The 14530-nt window shown below is 72.2% G+C and carries 16 protein-coding genes; 11 read left to right on the top strand and 5 right to left on the bottom strand.

Features of this window, described 5'->3' with window-relative positions:
• The first annotated feature begins 22 nt into the window (after positions 1–22).
• The 6 genes from tsrT to ACZ49B_RS25455 all read left to right on the top strand — a co-directional run bounded on the left by tsrT (position 23) and on the right by ACZ49B_RS25455 (position 5569).
• Entirely contained in the window at positions 23–1744 is a 1722-nt protein-coding gene (gene tsrT, locus ACZ49B_RS25480) for a tryptophan 2-C-methyltransferase (RefSeq protein WP_468310040.1), read from the top strand.
• A gap of 151 nt (positions 1745–1895) precedes the next feature.
• Entirely contained in the window at positions 1896–2663 is a 768-nt protein-coding gene (locus ACZ49B_RS25475; RefSeq protein ID WP_468310037.1) for a response regulator transcription factor, read from the top strand.
• Positions 2664–2874: 211 nt separating this feature from the next.
• A complete protein-coding gene (locus ACZ49B_RS25470; RefSeq protein WP_468310034.1) occupies positions 2875–3285 on the top strand; it encodes a cupin domain-containing protein in 411 nt (136 codons plus the stop codon).
• Positions 3282–3605: an avidin-fold protein gene (locus tag ACZ49B_RS25465; protein WP_468310031.1), complete on the top strand. Its 324-nt coding sequence runs from the start codon at positions 3282–3284 to the stop codon at positions 3603–3605. The genes ACZ49B_RS25470 and ACZ49B_RS25465 overlap by 4 nt, the downstream gene beginning before the upstream one ends.
• On the top strand, positions 3602–4978 hold the full coding sequence (locus ACZ49B_RS25460) for an FAD-binding oxidoreductase (protein ID WP_468310029.1): 1377 nt from the start codon (positions 3602–3604) through the stop codon (positions 4976–4978). The genes ACZ49B_RS25465 and ACZ49B_RS25460 overlap by 4 nt, the downstream gene beginning before the upstream one ends.
• A 75-nt stretch (positions 4979–5053) precedes the next feature.
• Positions 5054–5569 carry an ATP-binding protein gene (locus tag ACZ49B_RS25455; RefSeq protein ID WP_468310026.1) on the top strand — a complete coding sequence of 172 codons (516 nt, stop codon included), beginning with the start codon at positions 5054–5056 and terminating at the stop codon, positions 5567–5569.
• Here the strand turns inward: ACZ49B_RS25455 and ACZ49B_RS25450 are convergent.
• Both ACZ49B_RS25450 and ACZ49B_RS25445 read right to left on the bottom strand, forming a co-directional pair.
• Positions 5508–6341, bottom strand: a complete 834-nt coding sequence (locus ACZ49B_RS25450) for an RNA polymerase sigma factor SigF (protein WP_468310023.1) — start codon at positions 6339–6341, stop codon at positions 5508–5510. The two genes, ACZ49B_RS25455 and ACZ49B_RS25450, sit on opposite strands and share 62 nt — an antisense overlap.
• A 122-nt stretch (positions 6342–6463) precedes the next feature.
• Positions 6464–7660: an AI-2E family transporter gene (locus ACZ49B_RS25445; RefSeq protein WP_468310021.1), complete on the bottom strand. Its 1197-nt coding sequence runs from the start codon at positions 7658–7660 to the stop codon at positions 6464–6466.
• Positions 7661–7968: 308 nt separating this feature from the next.
• On the opposite strand from ACZ49B_RS25445, the gene ACZ49B_RS25440 reads away from it, so the two are divergent.
• Both ACZ49B_RS25440 and ACZ49B_RS25435 read left to right on the top strand, forming a co-directional pair.
• Positions 7969–9072, top strand: a complete 1104-nt coding sequence (locus ACZ49B_RS25440; RefSeq protein ID WP_468310019.1) for a carboxylate-amine ligase — start codon at positions 7969–7971, stop codon at positions 9070–9072.
• 133 nt (positions 9073–9205) lie between these two features.
• Positions 9206–9955: a VOC family protein gene (locus ACZ49B_RS25435; protein ID WP_468310164.1), complete on the top strand. Its 750-nt coding sequence runs from the start codon at positions 9206–9208 to the stop codon at positions 9953–9955.
• Positions 9956–9998: 43 nt separating this feature from the next.
• On the opposite strand, the gene ACZ49B_RS25430 is transcribed toward ACZ49B_RS25435, so the two are convergent.
• The gene (locus ACZ49B_RS25430) at positions 9999–10730 is read right to left on the bottom strand and encodes an SDR family NAD(P)-dependent oxidoreductase (RefSeq protein WP_468310016.1); all 732 of its coding nucleotides are present in this window, start codon (positions 10728–10730) and stop codon (positions 9999–10001) included.
• 147 nt (positions 10731–10877) lie between these two features.
• Here ACZ49B_RS25430 and ACZ49B_RS25425 point away from each other — a divergent pair, with 147 nt between their 5' ends.
• Complete coding sequence (locus ACZ49B_RS25425; protein ID WP_468310014.1) at positions 10878–11831, top strand: tellurite resistance/C4-dicarboxylate transporter family protein; 954 nt, start codon at positions 10878–10880, stop codon at positions 11829–11831.
• On the opposite strand, the gene ACZ49B_RS25420 is transcribed toward ACZ49B_RS25425, so the two are convergent.
• Both ACZ49B_RS25420 and ACZ49B_RS25415 read right to left on the bottom strand, forming a co-directional pair.
• Positions 11828–12547, bottom strand: coding sequence for a YoaK family protein (locus tag ACZ49B_RS25420; protein WP_468310012.1), 720 nt, complete (start codon positions 12545–12547; stop codon positions 11828–11830). The genes ACZ49B_RS25425 and ACZ49B_RS25420 overlap by 4 nt on opposite strands.
• The gene (locus tag ACZ49B_RS25415) at positions 12544–13230 is read right to left on the bottom strand and encodes a response regulator (protein ID WP_468310009.1); all 687 of its coding nucleotides are present in this window, start codon (positions 13228–13230) and stop codon (positions 12544–12546) included. Before ACZ49B_RS25415 ends, ACZ49B_RS25420 begins: the two co-directional genes overlap by 4 nt.
• A 131-nt stretch (positions 13231–13361) precedes the next feature.
• Between ACZ49B_RS25415 and ACZ49B_RS25410 the strand changes: the two genes are divergently transcribed.
• Together ACZ49B_RS25410 and ACZ49B_RS25405 are read left to right on the top strand one after the other, a co-directional pair.
• Positions 13362–13796 carry a VOC family protein gene (locus ACZ49B_RS25410; protein WP_468310007.1) on the top strand — a complete coding sequence of 145 codons (435 nt, stop codon included), beginning with the start codon at positions 13362–13364 and terminating at the stop codon, positions 13794–13796.
• Between the two features lie 17 nt (positions 13797–13813).
• Positions 13814–14479: a Rossmann-fold NAD(P)-binding domain-containing protein gene (locus ACZ49B_RS25405; protein WP_468310004.1), complete on the top strand. Its 666-nt coding sequence runs from the start codon at positions 13814–13816 to the stop codon at positions 14477–14479.
• Positions 14480–14530: the final 51 nt, after the last annotated feature.

Genomic DNA, 14530 nt, shown 5'->3' with positions numbered 1-14530 from the left:
AGGCCAGGGGGGAGAAAGTCCGATGGGCCGAGGCCTGGTGCTTTTGGTCAATCCCAACAAGGTGCACCCACCGATCGCGCCCTATGCGCTCGATGTGCTCACGACCTCGTTGGAAGCCGCCGACTTCGAGGTCGAGGTGGTGGACCTCACGTTCCACCGGGAGGACTGGAAGTCCTGCCTCTCCGAATACTTCGGAGCGCGCAGTCCGATCCTCGTCGGTGTCACCGTCCGCAACACCGACACCGTCTACGCCTTCGAGCAGCGCCCCTTCATCGGGGAGCACAAGGAGATCATCACCGAGATCAAACGCCTGACGGACGCGCCCATCGTCGGCGGCGGCATCGGCTTCTCCTCCATGCCCTTCGCACTGGTCGACTACTTCGGCATCGACTTCGGCGTCAAGGGCCCCGGCGAGCAGATCATCTGCGACCTCGCCGACGCGCTCGTCACCGGGCGCGACACGCGCACGGTGTCCGGTCTGCTGCGCAACACGGGGGAGGGGGTCGTGCGGGTACCGCCGCCGGCGCTCTCCCTGACGCCCCGCCCCGCCGTGGCACCGCGGCCCGCCGGGCAGTTCGAGGACCGCGTGTGGCAGGTGGACCGGGCCGGTACGTACGTGCGCCGCTCCGGCTCGCCGCACAAGGTCGACAACCTGCTCTACTACCAGCGCGGCGGACTGGCCGGCATCCTCACCAAGAACGGCTGCACCTACCGCTGCTCGCACTGCGTCGAACCGGACGCGAAGGGCATCCGGTTCGGCCGGCGCGACGTCGCCGCCGTGGTCGACGAGATGCAGTCGCTCGCCGCGCAGGGAATCCTCGACCAGCACACCACCGACAGCGAGTTCAACCTGTCCATATCCCACGCGAAGGAGCTGCTGCGCGAGATCGTCCGCCGCAAGCACGCCGACTCCGGGAATCCGCTGAACGAGCTGCGGCTGTGGGTCTACTGCCAGCCTTCGCCGTTCGACGAGGAGTTCGCGGAGCTGCTCGCGGGCGCCGGCTGCCGCGGGGTGAACGTCGGCTCCGACCACGTACGGGCGGACATGCTCCGCGGCTGGAAGGTCACCGGGAAGGGCACCACGTACTACTCCTTCGCCGACACCGAGAAACTGGTCAGGCTCTGCCACGCCAACGGCATGATGACCATGGTCGAGGCACTGTTCGGAATGCCGGGCGAGACGCAGCAGACCATGCGCGAATGCGTCGAGGCGTTCATGGCGCTGGACGCCACCGTGACCGGGTTCTCGCTGGGGCTGCGGCTCTTCCCGCACACGCCGCTCGGCATCGCGCTGGCCGAGCAGTGCGACGGGGTGCGGACGGTGCCCGGACTGCAGTCGAACACGGCCACCGGGCCGATCGTGCTGAAGCCGCTGGCCCGGTGCTCGGGCCCGGTCGAGTACGAGCGGCAGTTCATGTTCGACGAGTCGGGCAACTTCCGGCTCGTCTGTTACTTCTCGCCGGATCTCCTCGAGGACACCGAAACGGTCACGGACCCCTCCGGGCGGTGGAGCCGGTCCGTGGAACTGCTCTGGGAGCTCGTCGACCCCGCCGACCACCACCGGGTCATGCTGCCGACGTTGGCAGGAATGAGCGAGCACGACAACAACTACGCGGACAATCCCTTCCTGACGAGTCTCAGCGGACTCGGATACACCGGAGCATTCTGGGCGCATTGGCGAGATCGGGAGGCAATTCTTCGGCAGGCGCAAGAGGTAGGAATGGCAGAGTCCGCAGAAAACTGACATGGCCGGATGTGAATGTCGTCGCCGACTCGGTGATCGCGCTGCGCGGATATCCCCCCGACCGTTGCGGTAAGACTGGCCCGTGCACCATTCTGGTGGCGGCCGGTCGGCCTGGGCCGCCGTAAAAGATCGATTCGGGGGGAAGGTAGAAATGCATCAGACGACAAACATCAAGGGGCTGCTCTGGCCGCTCTCGTCACAGGGTGAGGCGCAAAGGGAGTTCGCGGGCCGACGGCCCGACGGGGATCTCGCGGTCGTCGCCAGACCCCTCGCCACCGTCACCGTCGTGCTCGCCGACGCGCAGCCCGCGATTCGCCACGGAGTCCGTTCCGTCCTGGAGCGGTCCGGGGGGATATCCGTCGTCGGCGAGGCCGCCACGGCGGACGAGGTGATCGCGGAGACCTCCCGCTGCCGGCCCCACGTCCTCGTGGTCGACCCGCTCATGGACGAACGGGCCGGTATGCGGGTGATATCCGAAGTGCTGAGATTATGGCCCGAAACGGGCATCCTCGTCTTCAGCTCGGTCGACGACGACCGGGTCATCACCGCGGCGCTCCAGGCCGGTGCCCGCGGCTATCTCTTCAAGCGGGCCGACGCGGACCAGATCCTGCGGGGTATCCAGGCCGTCGCGGCCGGTGAGGGAATCGTCGACAAGTCGATCGCCAACCGGCTCGGAGCCCTGATGTGCCCGGGGTCGACCGGGCAGTATTACTACCCCTTCCCGCAGTTGACCAACCGGGAACGGGACGTTCTGGAACGTATCGCCGCGGGCAAGTCGAATGCCGCCATTGCCCGTGAGCTCGTGCTCGCATCGAAGACCATCAGCAACCGCGTCTCCACGATATTCGGCAAACTCGGCGTGGCCGACCGCTCCCAGGCCATCGTGCTGGCCCGCGACGCGGGTCTGGGGCACGGCTGATCCGTCGATATCGCAGCACGCGACAGCAAGCGGCGGATTTCCCTTTCGACTGGGGAACAATTCCCCTGTCGAAAGGGAGCCGCCTTCTTCTAGCCTGATCGACGTCGCCCGCCGCCGGAACGGCGCAGTGCCGCAATGCCGAAATGCCGCAGTGTCGTAATGCCGCAACGCCGCAACGCCGCAATGCAAAGACGTCGATCGGAGCGGAACGTTGACCGACCAGGAACAGCCCGACGTGGAGATCCGCCCGGCGGAGCCCGACCACCTGCTGCGGGAACACGGCCTGGACCTCAAGCTGCTGTACCCCTGGCCGGGGCTGGAAGCGCCGTTCCGCGGGGCGTGGTGCGTGCTGCGCCCCGGCGACGTGTCGGAGGCGCACGCCCACCGCGAACGCGAGATGTTCATCGCCATGGCCGGCCGCGCCCACGTGGTCTGCAACGGCCGCCGGTGGGAGCTCGCGGCGGGGGACATCGCGCTCATGAAGGGCGGGGCCGAGCACCACATCGTCAACGAGCACGACACGGACTTCTCCTACTACGCGATCTGGTGGGGCCGGAGCATGTCGGCCGAGTTCCTCGCCGGGCAGCCCGCTCAGAACACCGAGCCGGACACGGCCACATGATCAACTACGACGGCCGCAGGTTCCGCAAGCCGCAGGGCGACGTCCGCACCGTCGCCGTCTACCACCAGCAGGGTGACCTGGTCTGGGGAGAGGTCGTCGGCGGCGAGGTCCGGCGCGGGTGGACCGTCGGCACCTGCACGCCGGACGGCACCCTGTCCATGGGCTACACCCTCGTGTTCGCGACCGGCGAGGTCGTCTGCGGGCGCACCGTCAACACGCCCGAGTTGGCCGAGGACGGCCGCCTGCGGCTGCGCGAGGTCTGGGAACGCTACGGCCCGCACGCCGCGACGGGAATCTCCTACATCGAAGAGGTGCAGTGAACGGCGCATCCGAAGCGGACTGGCAGCGGCTGGAGAAGACGGTGGCGGGCCGCGTACGGCGACCCGGCGACGCCGGTTTCCACGAGTCCAGCACCCCGTTCAACACCCGCTACGCCTCGACCACGCCGAACGGCGTCGTGTCCGCGGCGAACCGAGCCGACGTACGGCACGCCATCGAGTGGGCCCGCGACACGGGCGTGGGCCTCGTCGCCCGCAGCGGCGGCCACAGTTACGCCGGCCACTCCGTCGGCACCGGCCTCGTCCTCGACCTCAGCGCGCTGAACACCGTCGTCGCCGACGGCTCCACCGGGCTCGTCACGGCCGCCGGCGGGGCCCGCATGGCCGACGTCTACGCCGCGGTCCAACCCCACGAGATGGCCTTCGCGCTCGGCAACGGCGCCTCGGTCGGCATCGCGGGCCTCACGCTCGGCGGCGGCTCCTCCTCCACCTCGCGCAAGCTCGGGCTCACCGCGGACGCCCTCGTCCGGACCACCCTCATGACCGCCGAGGGCGAGGTGCTGACCTGCGACGCCCAGGAGAACCCGGACCTGTACTGGGCCTGCCGCGGCGGCGGAGGCGGGAACTTCGGCATCAACCTGTCCTTCACCTTCCAGGCCACCGCGGTGCCGGACGTCTCCACCTGCCTGCTCCTGTGGGACGGGGCCGACGCCCCCGAGGCCTTCGCGGCGGTGCAGGAGGCCACCCGGCACGCACCCGACGAGTTCTCGGTCCGCCTCGGCGTCGCCGCCTCCGGCGGCGCCGACCCCGTGGTGTCGGCCGTCGGACTCCACCTCGGTCCCGCGAGCGAGCTGCGGGAGCTGCTCGCCCCGGTCCTCGCGGCGACCCGCCCCGTACGCGAGGACATCGCCGACCGCACCTTCTGGGAGGCCAAGGACTACCTGCTGCACGAGACCTCCGCCGGGGCGTTCGCCGTACGGACGAACTTCGCCGCCGAGCCCCTGCCCCCCGAGGCCGTGGCCGCCGTCATGTCCCGGCTCGCCCGCCGGCCGGGCAGCGGCAACCCGGACGGCTGCGGCCTGGCCCTGTACACCTGGGGCGGCGCGATCAACCGGGTGGCCCCGGCCGACACCGCGTTCGTCCACCGCGACGCACGGTTCCTCGTCAGCATGGACACCTCCTGGACCGGACAGGACGCTCCGGAGACCGTGGAGGCGAACCTGCGCTGGCTGGCGGCCCTGCAGGAGGAGGTCGCGCCGTACGTGGGCCGGGGCGCGTACCAGAACTTCATCGACCCGGACCTGCCGGACTGGCGCACCGCGTACTACGGCGCCAACTATCCGCGGCTCGTGGAGGTCAAGAAGCGCGTGGACCCGGACGGCTTCTTCACCTTCGGGCAGGCCATCGGATCGTGACGGGACCGGGCCGGTCCCTCCGGTAGCCGGGCGCCCCCTGCGCATCTTCTGCACCGGCCTGGGTAGGCGGCTGCCATGACCGAGGAGACCCGCACGCTGCTTCTCGGTGGCGGGACGCACGGAGCCGTCACCCGGTGCCGGGACTTCACGCGCGAGGCGCTGACCGAGTGGCGCTGGATCACCGACGAGTCCACCGACACCGCAGGCCCCGGCGCGGAGGACCCGTACGACCCGGACCGGCAGGAGGCCGCCGAGGACGTCCTGCTGCTGGTCTCCGAGCTGGTGAGCAACGCCTGCATCCACGGCGGCGGCCCCCGCGCGCTGGTGCTGCGCCGCAGCGCCGCGCGGCTCCGGATCGAGGTCGGCGACGGGAGCCCCGAGCACCCCCGTCGCCTGAGGAGGACCGGTTCCGCCCTGCCGGGCGGGCACGGCCTGCTCGTCCTGGACCGGCTCGCCCGCAGCTGGGGCTGGGAGGGCTACGCCGACGGGCAGGTCGGCAAGACGGTGTGGGCGGAAGTCCCGACGCCGCTCACGGCCCCGGTGCCTCGTCCTCCAGCAGGCCCGCCCGCAGAGCGGTCAGCGTCCGGTTGAGCAGCCGCGAGACGTGCATCTGGGACAGCCCCAGCCGCTCGCCGATCTCGGACTGCGTCAGCCCGTGGCCGAAGCGCAGCGACAGCAGGGTGCGCTCCCTCGGCGGAAGTTCCGCCAGCATCGGCTTGAGCGACTCCAGACACTCGATCGTGTCGTACGCCGCCTCCTCCTCGCCGAGCGAAGGCCGGTCGGCGTACGCGTTCCGGTCGCCGTCCTCCTGCACCGGGGCGTCCAGGGAGCGCGCGGAGTACGCGTGGGCCGCCTTCTGCCCCTCCACGAGCTCCTCGGGCGTGACGTGCAGCCTCCCGGCCAGCTCGGCGTCCGTGGGCTCGCGGCCGAGGTCCTGCTCCAGCGCGTCGTGCGCCTTGGCGGCGTCGATCCGCAGTTCCTGGAGCCGCCGGGGCACCTTGACGGCCCAGCTCGTGTCGCGGAAGAACCGCTTGATCTCGCCCACGATGGTCGGCATCGCGAAGGTGGTGAACTCCACCCCGCGCTCCGGGTCGAACCGGTTGATGGCCTTGATCAGGCCGATCGTGCCGACCTGGACGATGTCCTCCATCGGCTCGCTCCGGCCGCGGAACCGGCGGGCGGCGAATTTCACCAGGCTGAGGTTGAGCTCGACGAGGGTGTTGCGTACGTAGGAATACTCCGCGCTGCCCTCGTCGAGGGTCCGCAGCCGGTGGAACAGCGCCCCCGACAGCGTCCGGGCCTCACCGGTGCTCACACTCAGCGTGTCCTGCGGAATGCTTTCGGTGATGTCTGCGTACGGCATGTCGGCTCCTCCGACGGATGGTCGCGTTCGCAGAGGGCTGCGGCACGGCCGTCTCGTGAGCTGTCCTGGGAGATATACCCCCGTCCGGGCGACATGAAGCGGTGCATTCTGGAAGCCGCAGCTCAGGGCCCTGCCTCCGGGGAGCGCAGGGCCTGGCGTACGGACCAGACGACCGAGACCAGCGGCACCGCGACCACCGCACCCAGCACGCCCGCGGCGATCGCCCCCGCGACCACCGAAAGGGCCACGACCACCGGGTGCAGCCGCACCGCCCAGCTCATCAGCATCGGGTGCAGCACATGCCCCTCGATCTGCCCGATGACCACGATCAGGCAGATCACCAGGGCCGCGACCAGCGGTCCCTTGGCGGCCAACGCGACCACCACGGCCACCGCGAGGGCCACCGGCGAGCCGATCAGCGGAACGAACGCGGCGAAGAACTCCAGCAGCGCGAGCGGCACCGCCAGCGGAACGCCCAGCGCGAACAGCGCGACCCCCACCAGGATCGCGTTGGTCGCGGCGACCAGCACGATGCCGTGGGTGTACCCGGTGAACGTGCGCCACGCGGCCCGGCCCGCGACCGAGATGCGCTGCTGCGCGCCGTGCGGGAACTGGGAGCACAGCCACTGCCACTGCCTGTCACCCGAGTAGATGAAGAAGACCGAGCAGAACACCGACAGGGCCACCACGGTCAGGGCCTGCACCAGCCGCCCGGCGCCGGTCACGGCCGTGCTGAGCAGGGTCGCGCGATGGCTGGAGAGGTACTCGCCGATCCGGTCCCGCACGTCGCCCAGCGCATGCGGGCTCAGCCGCAGGGGCGGCCGCTCCAGCAGGGGCTCGAGCCGGTCCAGCCCCTCCCGGAACTCCGCCACCAGCGAGTTCCACTCCGCCGCCACCGTCTCGCCGACGAACGCGAGCGCACCCAGCGCGAGCAGCGTGCTGCCGACAAGTGAGCAGGCCACCGCCAGGGAGCGCGGGATCCACCGGGCCAGCAGGTCGGTCACCGGGCGCAGCAGCGCGGTGGCGACCAGGCCGAGGAAGACGGCCACGCCGACCTCGTGGAACCGCCCCAGCACGATGAACACCGTGTACACGACGGCGCCCACCACCAGCAGCCGCCAGGAGTAGGCCGCGGCCGTCCGCAGCAGGGGCGACACCGAGGCCACGTACGGCTTGCCGGCGGGCCTCCCGCCCGGGCGGCGGCCGCGGGCGCGGGCGCGGCGGGCGGCCACCCGGCCGCGCGGGCCCCCCGTACGCGGCCCCTCCGTACGCGCCCCGGCCGGGCGGGACTCCGGCCGCCCTGCGGATCGCCTGGTCATGTACCGCCTCTGCCGGTGGCCCGATGGGTGCATTTCCTTGTGAACTGCCACGCTGGATCCGGTACCCCACGCACCCGGAGCCAGATTCGCCCGAAGGAACCGCCGAATGCGCCCCGCGGCGGGGGCCGCCTCTCCCGCTTGAGGCGCTCCCCGCGGGGCAGGAGCAGGGCCCGCGGGACCGCGGGCGGAGGGGCACGACCGGTGCCGGGGCGTGGAGAACGCGAGGAGGTGTCACCCGGTGCGCATCGCCCTTCCGACGGCGTCCACGGGCGCCGAGGAGCCCGAAGAGAGCAGGAGTCCGGCGCGACATGATCACGGTCGGGGTTGAGGAAGAGTACGTGCTGCTGGATCCCGTCACCCATCTGCCCGTGGCGCTGGCGGAGGAGGTGCGGGCCGCGGCGGGTCTCGTGTCATGGGTGGGCGAGGGCGAGGTGCAGAACGAGCTGCTCCAGGCCCAGGTCGAGGTCGCCACGCCCGTCTGTACGGACCTGGACGAGGTCGCGGGTCACCTGCTGCGGCTGCGGCACGCGGTCGGCTCAGCCGCCGAGGAGTACGGCTGCCGACTCGCCAGCTCCGCGGCGGCGCCTCTGCGCGACGCGGTGCCGGTGCCGGTCACCCAGAAGGCGCGGTACCTCAAGATGCGGGACGAGGCCTGCCGGCTGGTCGACGAGCAGCTGATCAACGGCATGCACGTGCACGTGGCGGTGCCCGACCGGGAGATGGGCGTGGCGGCCCTGAACCGGCTGCGCGTCTGGCTTCCGACGCTGCTGGCCATGTCGTCGAACTCGCCGCTGTGGGACGGGTGCGACACCGGATTCGCGAGCTGGCGCACCATCGTCTTCGGCCGCTGGCCGGTCAGCGGCCCGACGCCCTTCTTCCGTACGCTCGCCGACTACGAGGAGCGCGTCGAGGCGCTGCTGGAGGCGGGGCTGATCGCCGACCGGGGTCAGCTCTACTGGCAGGCCAGGCTGTCCGAGCGCTACCCCACCCTCGAGGTGCGGTGCCTGGACGTGCAGCTGGAGGCCAGCGACGCGGTGCTGCTCGCCGGGATCGTCCGCGCGCTGGTCAGCACCGCGATCGCCGAGGAGAAGGCCGGAACGGCACCCCCCGAGTGCTCGCACGAGCTGCTCCAGGCGGCCATGTGGCATGCGGCCCGGCACGGCCTGGAGAGCACCCTCATGGAGCCGATGGGCCACCGGCTGCGCAGTGCCGGCGACGTGCTGTCGGTGCTGATGCAGTACATCACCCCCGCCCTGGAGGAGGCCGGGGACCAGCGCGAGGTGGGCTCCCTGCTGCACCGGCTCCTCCAGCAGGGCACCCCCGCGGACCGGCAGCGCCGGGCCCTCGCGGACGGGGGCATGGCGGCCCTCGCCGACCTGATCACCGGGCAGGGCGCCGTGACCGGGGGCTGACCGGGCCGGGCGGCCCTTCGCCGACGTGCGGGGCAGCTGCCCGGACGCGAGGATGAGCGGGACGAAGGACGGAGCGTGAACGGTGGAGATTTCTACGAGGGAGGTCTTCGGCGCCCCGTGCTGGGTCAGCCTGATGGCCCGCGATCTCCAGGGCAGCCAGCAGTTCTACGGAGCGGTCCTCGGCTGGAAATTCCGGCCCGCACGCCTCGGCGAGGAGTGGACGGTCGCCGAGCTCGACGGCGTGCCGGTCGCCGGCATCGGGACACTGACCGCGGATCTGGCGGTCGCCGTGGCCTGGACCCCGTACTTCGCGGTCGACGACGCCGATGTGACCGCCGACCGCATCCGCGAGCGCAGCGGCACGGTCGCGGTCGGTCCGGTCTCCTTCCCGTCCGGCGGCCGCGGCGCGCTGGTCGCCGACCGGGACGGCGCGGTCTTCGGCATCTGGGCCGGCGGGGTGTCGGCCGACTGGCGCGTGGGCCACGGCCCGGCGCCCGCCTGGCTGGAGCTGCGGACGAGGGACGCCTTCGAGTCGGCGATCTTCTACGGCGAGGTGCTGGAGTGGGCCACCGGCCGTGCCGGGTGCTGCGAGGTCTCGTACGAGAACGACCAGGTCGTCCTGCGGCAGGGGGGCGAGCCCGTCGCCCGCCTCGACGGCGGGATCACCGAGGCCGCGGCGCACGCACCGGAGACCAGGCCCCGCTGGCACGTCTACTTCCGCGTCCCGGACCTCGACGAGGCCATCGAGGCGGCCACCGCCGCCGGCGGGACCACCCTGTCGACCGTCGTCTCGAGCGCCACCGACCGCTGGGTCACCCTGCGCGATCCCGAGGGGGCGATGTTCAACGTCACGGCCGCCCGGGAGGAGCCCGGGACGGCCTGAGCACGGGCGGTGCAGTGCGTCGTGCAGTGCGTCGTGCAGTGCGTCAGACCTGGGCGGCTCCGCCGTCCACGAACAGTTCGATGCCGGTGACGTAGCTGCTCTCCTCCGAGGCGAGGAACAGCGCCGCAGCAGCCACTTCCTCCGGGCGGCCGGTCCGGCCCAGCGGCACCCCGGACGTCACCTCCTCCAGGATGGCGGCGGGCGCCCGGCCCAGAGCGGGAGTGTCGATCGGACCGGGGCTGAGCGCGTTCACCCGGATCCCGCGCCCCGCGAGTTCCAGCGCCAGGCTGCGCGCCATCGACCGTACGGCCGCCTTCGTGGCGCCGTAGACGCCGAACCGGGTGGACCCCGCCGAGCCCGCCGTCGAGCCGAGGAGGATGACCGAGCCGCGTTCCCCGAACAGCGGCAGCGCCCGCTGCACGGTGAAGAAGGGTGCGCGGAAGTTCAGGTCCGAGACGGTGTCGAACTGCTCCTGCGTGAACTCGGCGACGCCGCCCGCCTTCCCGCCGCCCGCGTTCGCCACCAGGACGTCGATCGCCCGGCCTTCGGCCGCGACCGCGGCGAACAGCCGGTCGAGGTCCGCCGCCTTGGTGACGTCACCCGGCACCCCGACGGCACCGCTCCCCAACTCATCCACCGCCGCAGCGAGTTCGGCCTCGCGGCGCCCGGAGACGAACACTCGGGCACCCTCCCGTACGAACCGGTGCGCCGTCGCCAGTCCGATGCCGGCCGACCCGCCCGTGATCACCGCGACCTTGCCGTCGAGCTGTCCCATGAGCGCAGAGAGTCCGCCAGCGGCCCGGGGAAGTCAAGGGCCGCGCGGGCCCGCCTGTGGGCCGGATCCCGCCCGACCCGCGCGACTGTGTGGGCCCAATGGCCCACCGCGCTCGCGGGCCGCGGGCGGGCGGTGTCCGCTGGCAGGGTGAACCAGGTGTTCCCCCTGCCCGGCCGCCGATGGTGGACGGGACCGCCCCCGGTCGCGGGCGCCGCCGTCATGGCCGCGGGCATCCTCTCCATCGGCCTGCACCTGGTCGGGGCCGACGTGCTGTCCGTGGCCGCGCTGGTCATCGCCGCGGCGCTGTGGCTCGTACTCGCCGCCGATTTCACCGCCCGGATCGTGGGCGACCGGGGCCGCTTCCGGGCCGAGGCGGACACCCCGGCCGCCCTGACGGCGGTGGCCGCCTCGACGGTGCTCGGCTGCCGGTTCTCCCTGCTGGGGTGGCAGGGCCTCGCCGCCGCCCTGCTGGTGCTGGCGGTGGCGCTGTGGCCGTGGCTGCTGCTCGCCGTCGTACGGCACTGGAAGCGGCGGATGCCCGGAGCCGCGTTCCTCGTCTGCGTGGCCACCCAGGGGCTCGCCGTCCTCTCGGCGATCCTGGCCGCCGCCCTCCACCAGGACTGGCTCGCCCGGGCGGCGCTGGGGGCCTTCTGCCTCGGCCTGCTGCTGTACGCGGTGGCCCTCGTCCACTTCGACTTCCGCGAGGTGGTGCGGGGTGCGGGCGACCACTGGGTGGCCGGCGGAGCGCTGGCCATCTCGGCGCTGGCGGGATCGAAGCTCACCGCCTCGCCCCTATGGACCGGTTCGGCGCACACGGCACTGCGTACGGCCACGCTGGTGACGCTCGCCCTGTCCCTCGGCTGGTACGTGCTGCTGCTCGCCGCCGAGGTGCGCCGGTGGCGGCCGCACTACGACATCCGGCGCTGGGCGACCGTCTTCCCGCTCGGAATGACGGCCACCGCCTCCCTCTCGGCGGCCGGCCCCACCGGGGTGGGATGGCTGCGGCCGCTGGGCGAGGTCCTGCTCTGGATCGCCGTGGGCGCATGGCTGCTGACCTTCTCCGCCCTCGTCGCCACCCGATCCGGCACCCGGCAGCGCTAAGGCGCCTCGGGGCTGCCGTGCTCGGCGACCGTCACCGCGCCCGCCACCGCGATCCAGAGGAGCAGCGCCACCGCCAGCGCCAGGGCCCAGTGGGATCCGTGGTGGAGCGTCAGCAGCCCGCCCGCCAGGGCCCCGCAGAACAGCACCGCCACCGACACGAGCCGTCGTACGGCGGTCCGGTCCCACGGCTCGGCGGCCAGGCCCGTCAGCGTCCGGGTGACGACGGTGGTCGTCAGGTCGGGCACGGCCAGCCTCAGCACGACGGCGTTCTGCAGGCCCATGCCCAGCGCGAGCAGCCCCACGACCGGCAGCGGCCCGGCCCCGCCCGCCGTCAGGGCGAGCGCCCCGGCCATCAGTACGGCCTGCACCGCCACCAGCGGCGCGAACATCCGCGCCGGCTCCCGGCCGCGGCGCAGCCGCCCGGCGGCCGTCGCACCGGCCAGGAACGCGGCGAGGGCCAGCAGGGTGGCTGTGGCCGACAGTTCGCGGTCCCCGGCGAGCGCGAACCCGAAGAAGGCCACGTTGCCGGTCATGTTGGCGACGAAGACGTGGTCGAGCCCGAGGAAGGTCACCGCGTCGACCACCCCGCTCACGAAGGTCAGCCCGACCAGCAGCGTCGGCAGCACGCCGTGCGGCCCGCTCCCGCCCTCCGGCCCCGGCGGGAAGAGCAGCGCGGCCAGCGGCCGCAGGAACCCGCGCCGGGCGGCGGCGCTCACTGCGACGGACCCTCCGCCTCCGGGCCGGCGGTATGGGCCAGGAGCGCGAGCTGCAGCCGGTTCGCGGCGTCCAGCTCGGCCAGCATCCGGCCGACCCGGTCCTTCACCACCTCTTCCGCCAGCTGCAGCCGCTCGCCGATCTGCCGGTTCGTCAACCCCTCGGCGACCAGGCCCAGCACCTCGGCCTCCCGCTCCGACAGGACGTCCAACCTCTCCCGCGCCTGTCGGCGCTGCGCCGCGGCCGGGGTGTGCAGGCCGTCCAGGACGTCCCGCAGCACCTGCGGGGACATCGCGGCATCGCCGTTCTGCACCGCGCGCAGAGCGGCGAGCAGGTCCTCGCGCGGGGTGCCCTTGGGGAGGAAGGCGTCCGCGCCGAGGGCCAGGGCCTGCTCCACGTCCGTGTCGAGCCCGAAGCCCGTCGTGACGACGATGTGCGCGGTGGCATCCGCATCGGGTGAGCGCAGCGCCGCCGTCGCCTCCGGCCCGCCCATCCGCGGCATGTGGATGTCCAGCAGCAGGATGTCCGGCAGGTGCGCCCGTACGGCCTCGACGGCCTCGCGCCCGTCGGCGGCCTCGGCCACCACACGGAACTCACCGGTCGACTCGACGGAGGTCCGCAGCCCCCTGCGCACCACGGGCTCGTCGTCGGCGATGACCACCCGCCCCACGTGGCCGAATTCCATGCGCGAACCCCGTTCGGAAAGGGACGTCCGGCAGAAACCGTACCCGCCGAAGGAGCGGCATCGACCGAACGACCCGAGTCGAGGGGGCTTGCCGCGTGGCGACTGTCAGTGGCCCTCAGTAGGGTCCCCTCATGGCATACACGTTCCAGGTGACCATCGATTCCGCCGACCCGCACCCCCTCGCCGACTGGTGGGCCGACGCCCTCGGCTGGGAAGTGGAGCCGACCGACGAAGAGTTCATCCGCAAGATGGTCGCCGAAGGCCACGCCACCGAGGACGACACCACCACCCACCGCGGAGCCCTCGTCTGGAAGGTCGGCACCGCCATCCGCCACCCCGAAGGGATCGAGCGCGCGCCGCGCGTCCTCTTCCAGCTCGTCCCCGAGCCGAAGACGGTCAAGAACCGGGTCCACCTGGACGTCCGCACCGGCTCCGACAACCCGCAGGAGGTCGTGGAGCGCCTGGTCGCCAAGGGCGCCCGGCACCTGCACGAGGGCCGCCAGGGCCCCTACAGCTGGACCACGATCGCCGATCCGGAAGGCAATGAGCTCTGCGTCTCGCACTGAGGATCTAGGCTGCGCACGTGAACGTCATCCTCTTCGGCGCAACCGGAATGCTCGGCCGGGGTGTTCTGCGTGAGTGCCTGCGCGACGACACCGTCACGGCCGTCCTGTCCGTCGGCCGCACCCCGCTCGGCGTCTCCCACCCCAAGCTGCGCGAGCGCATCCAGGACGACCCGTCGGACCTCTCCGCACCGGACCTGGACCTGGCCTCCTACGACGCCTGCTTCTTCTGCCTCGGCGTCTCCGCCGTCGGCATGAAGGAGCAGGAGTACCGACGCGTCACCCACGACCTCACCCTCGCCGCGGCCCGTCCGCTCGCCGCCGCCAACCCCCGGCTGACCTTCGCCTACGTCTCCGGGGAGGGCACGGACAGCACCGAGCAGAGCCGCTCCATGTGGGCCCGCGTCAAGGGGGAGACGGAGAACGACCTGCTCCAGCTGCCGTTCCAGGCCTACATGTTCCGCCCCGGCCTCGTGCAGCCCGTCCGCGGCATGCCCTCCAAGACCCTCCTCTACCGCGCCGCCTACCTGGTCACCGCGCCGCTCTTCCCGCTGCTCCGCCGCTTCGCGCCGAACCTCGTCACCACCACCGAGGCGCTGGGCCGCGCGATGATCAACGTCGCGAGGCCCGGAGCCGACGTCCGCACCCGCATCCTGCGGCCCCAGGACATCAACCGCCTGGCCTAGAGCCCTCCGGACCAGCGATAATTCAGTACCGGGCACATCCTCCCGCACGTG

It is taken from the genome of Streptomyces sp. NPDC031132 (genome assembly GCF_055570595.1).
This window is presented reverse-complemented; position numbering and strand designations above follow the sequence as displayed.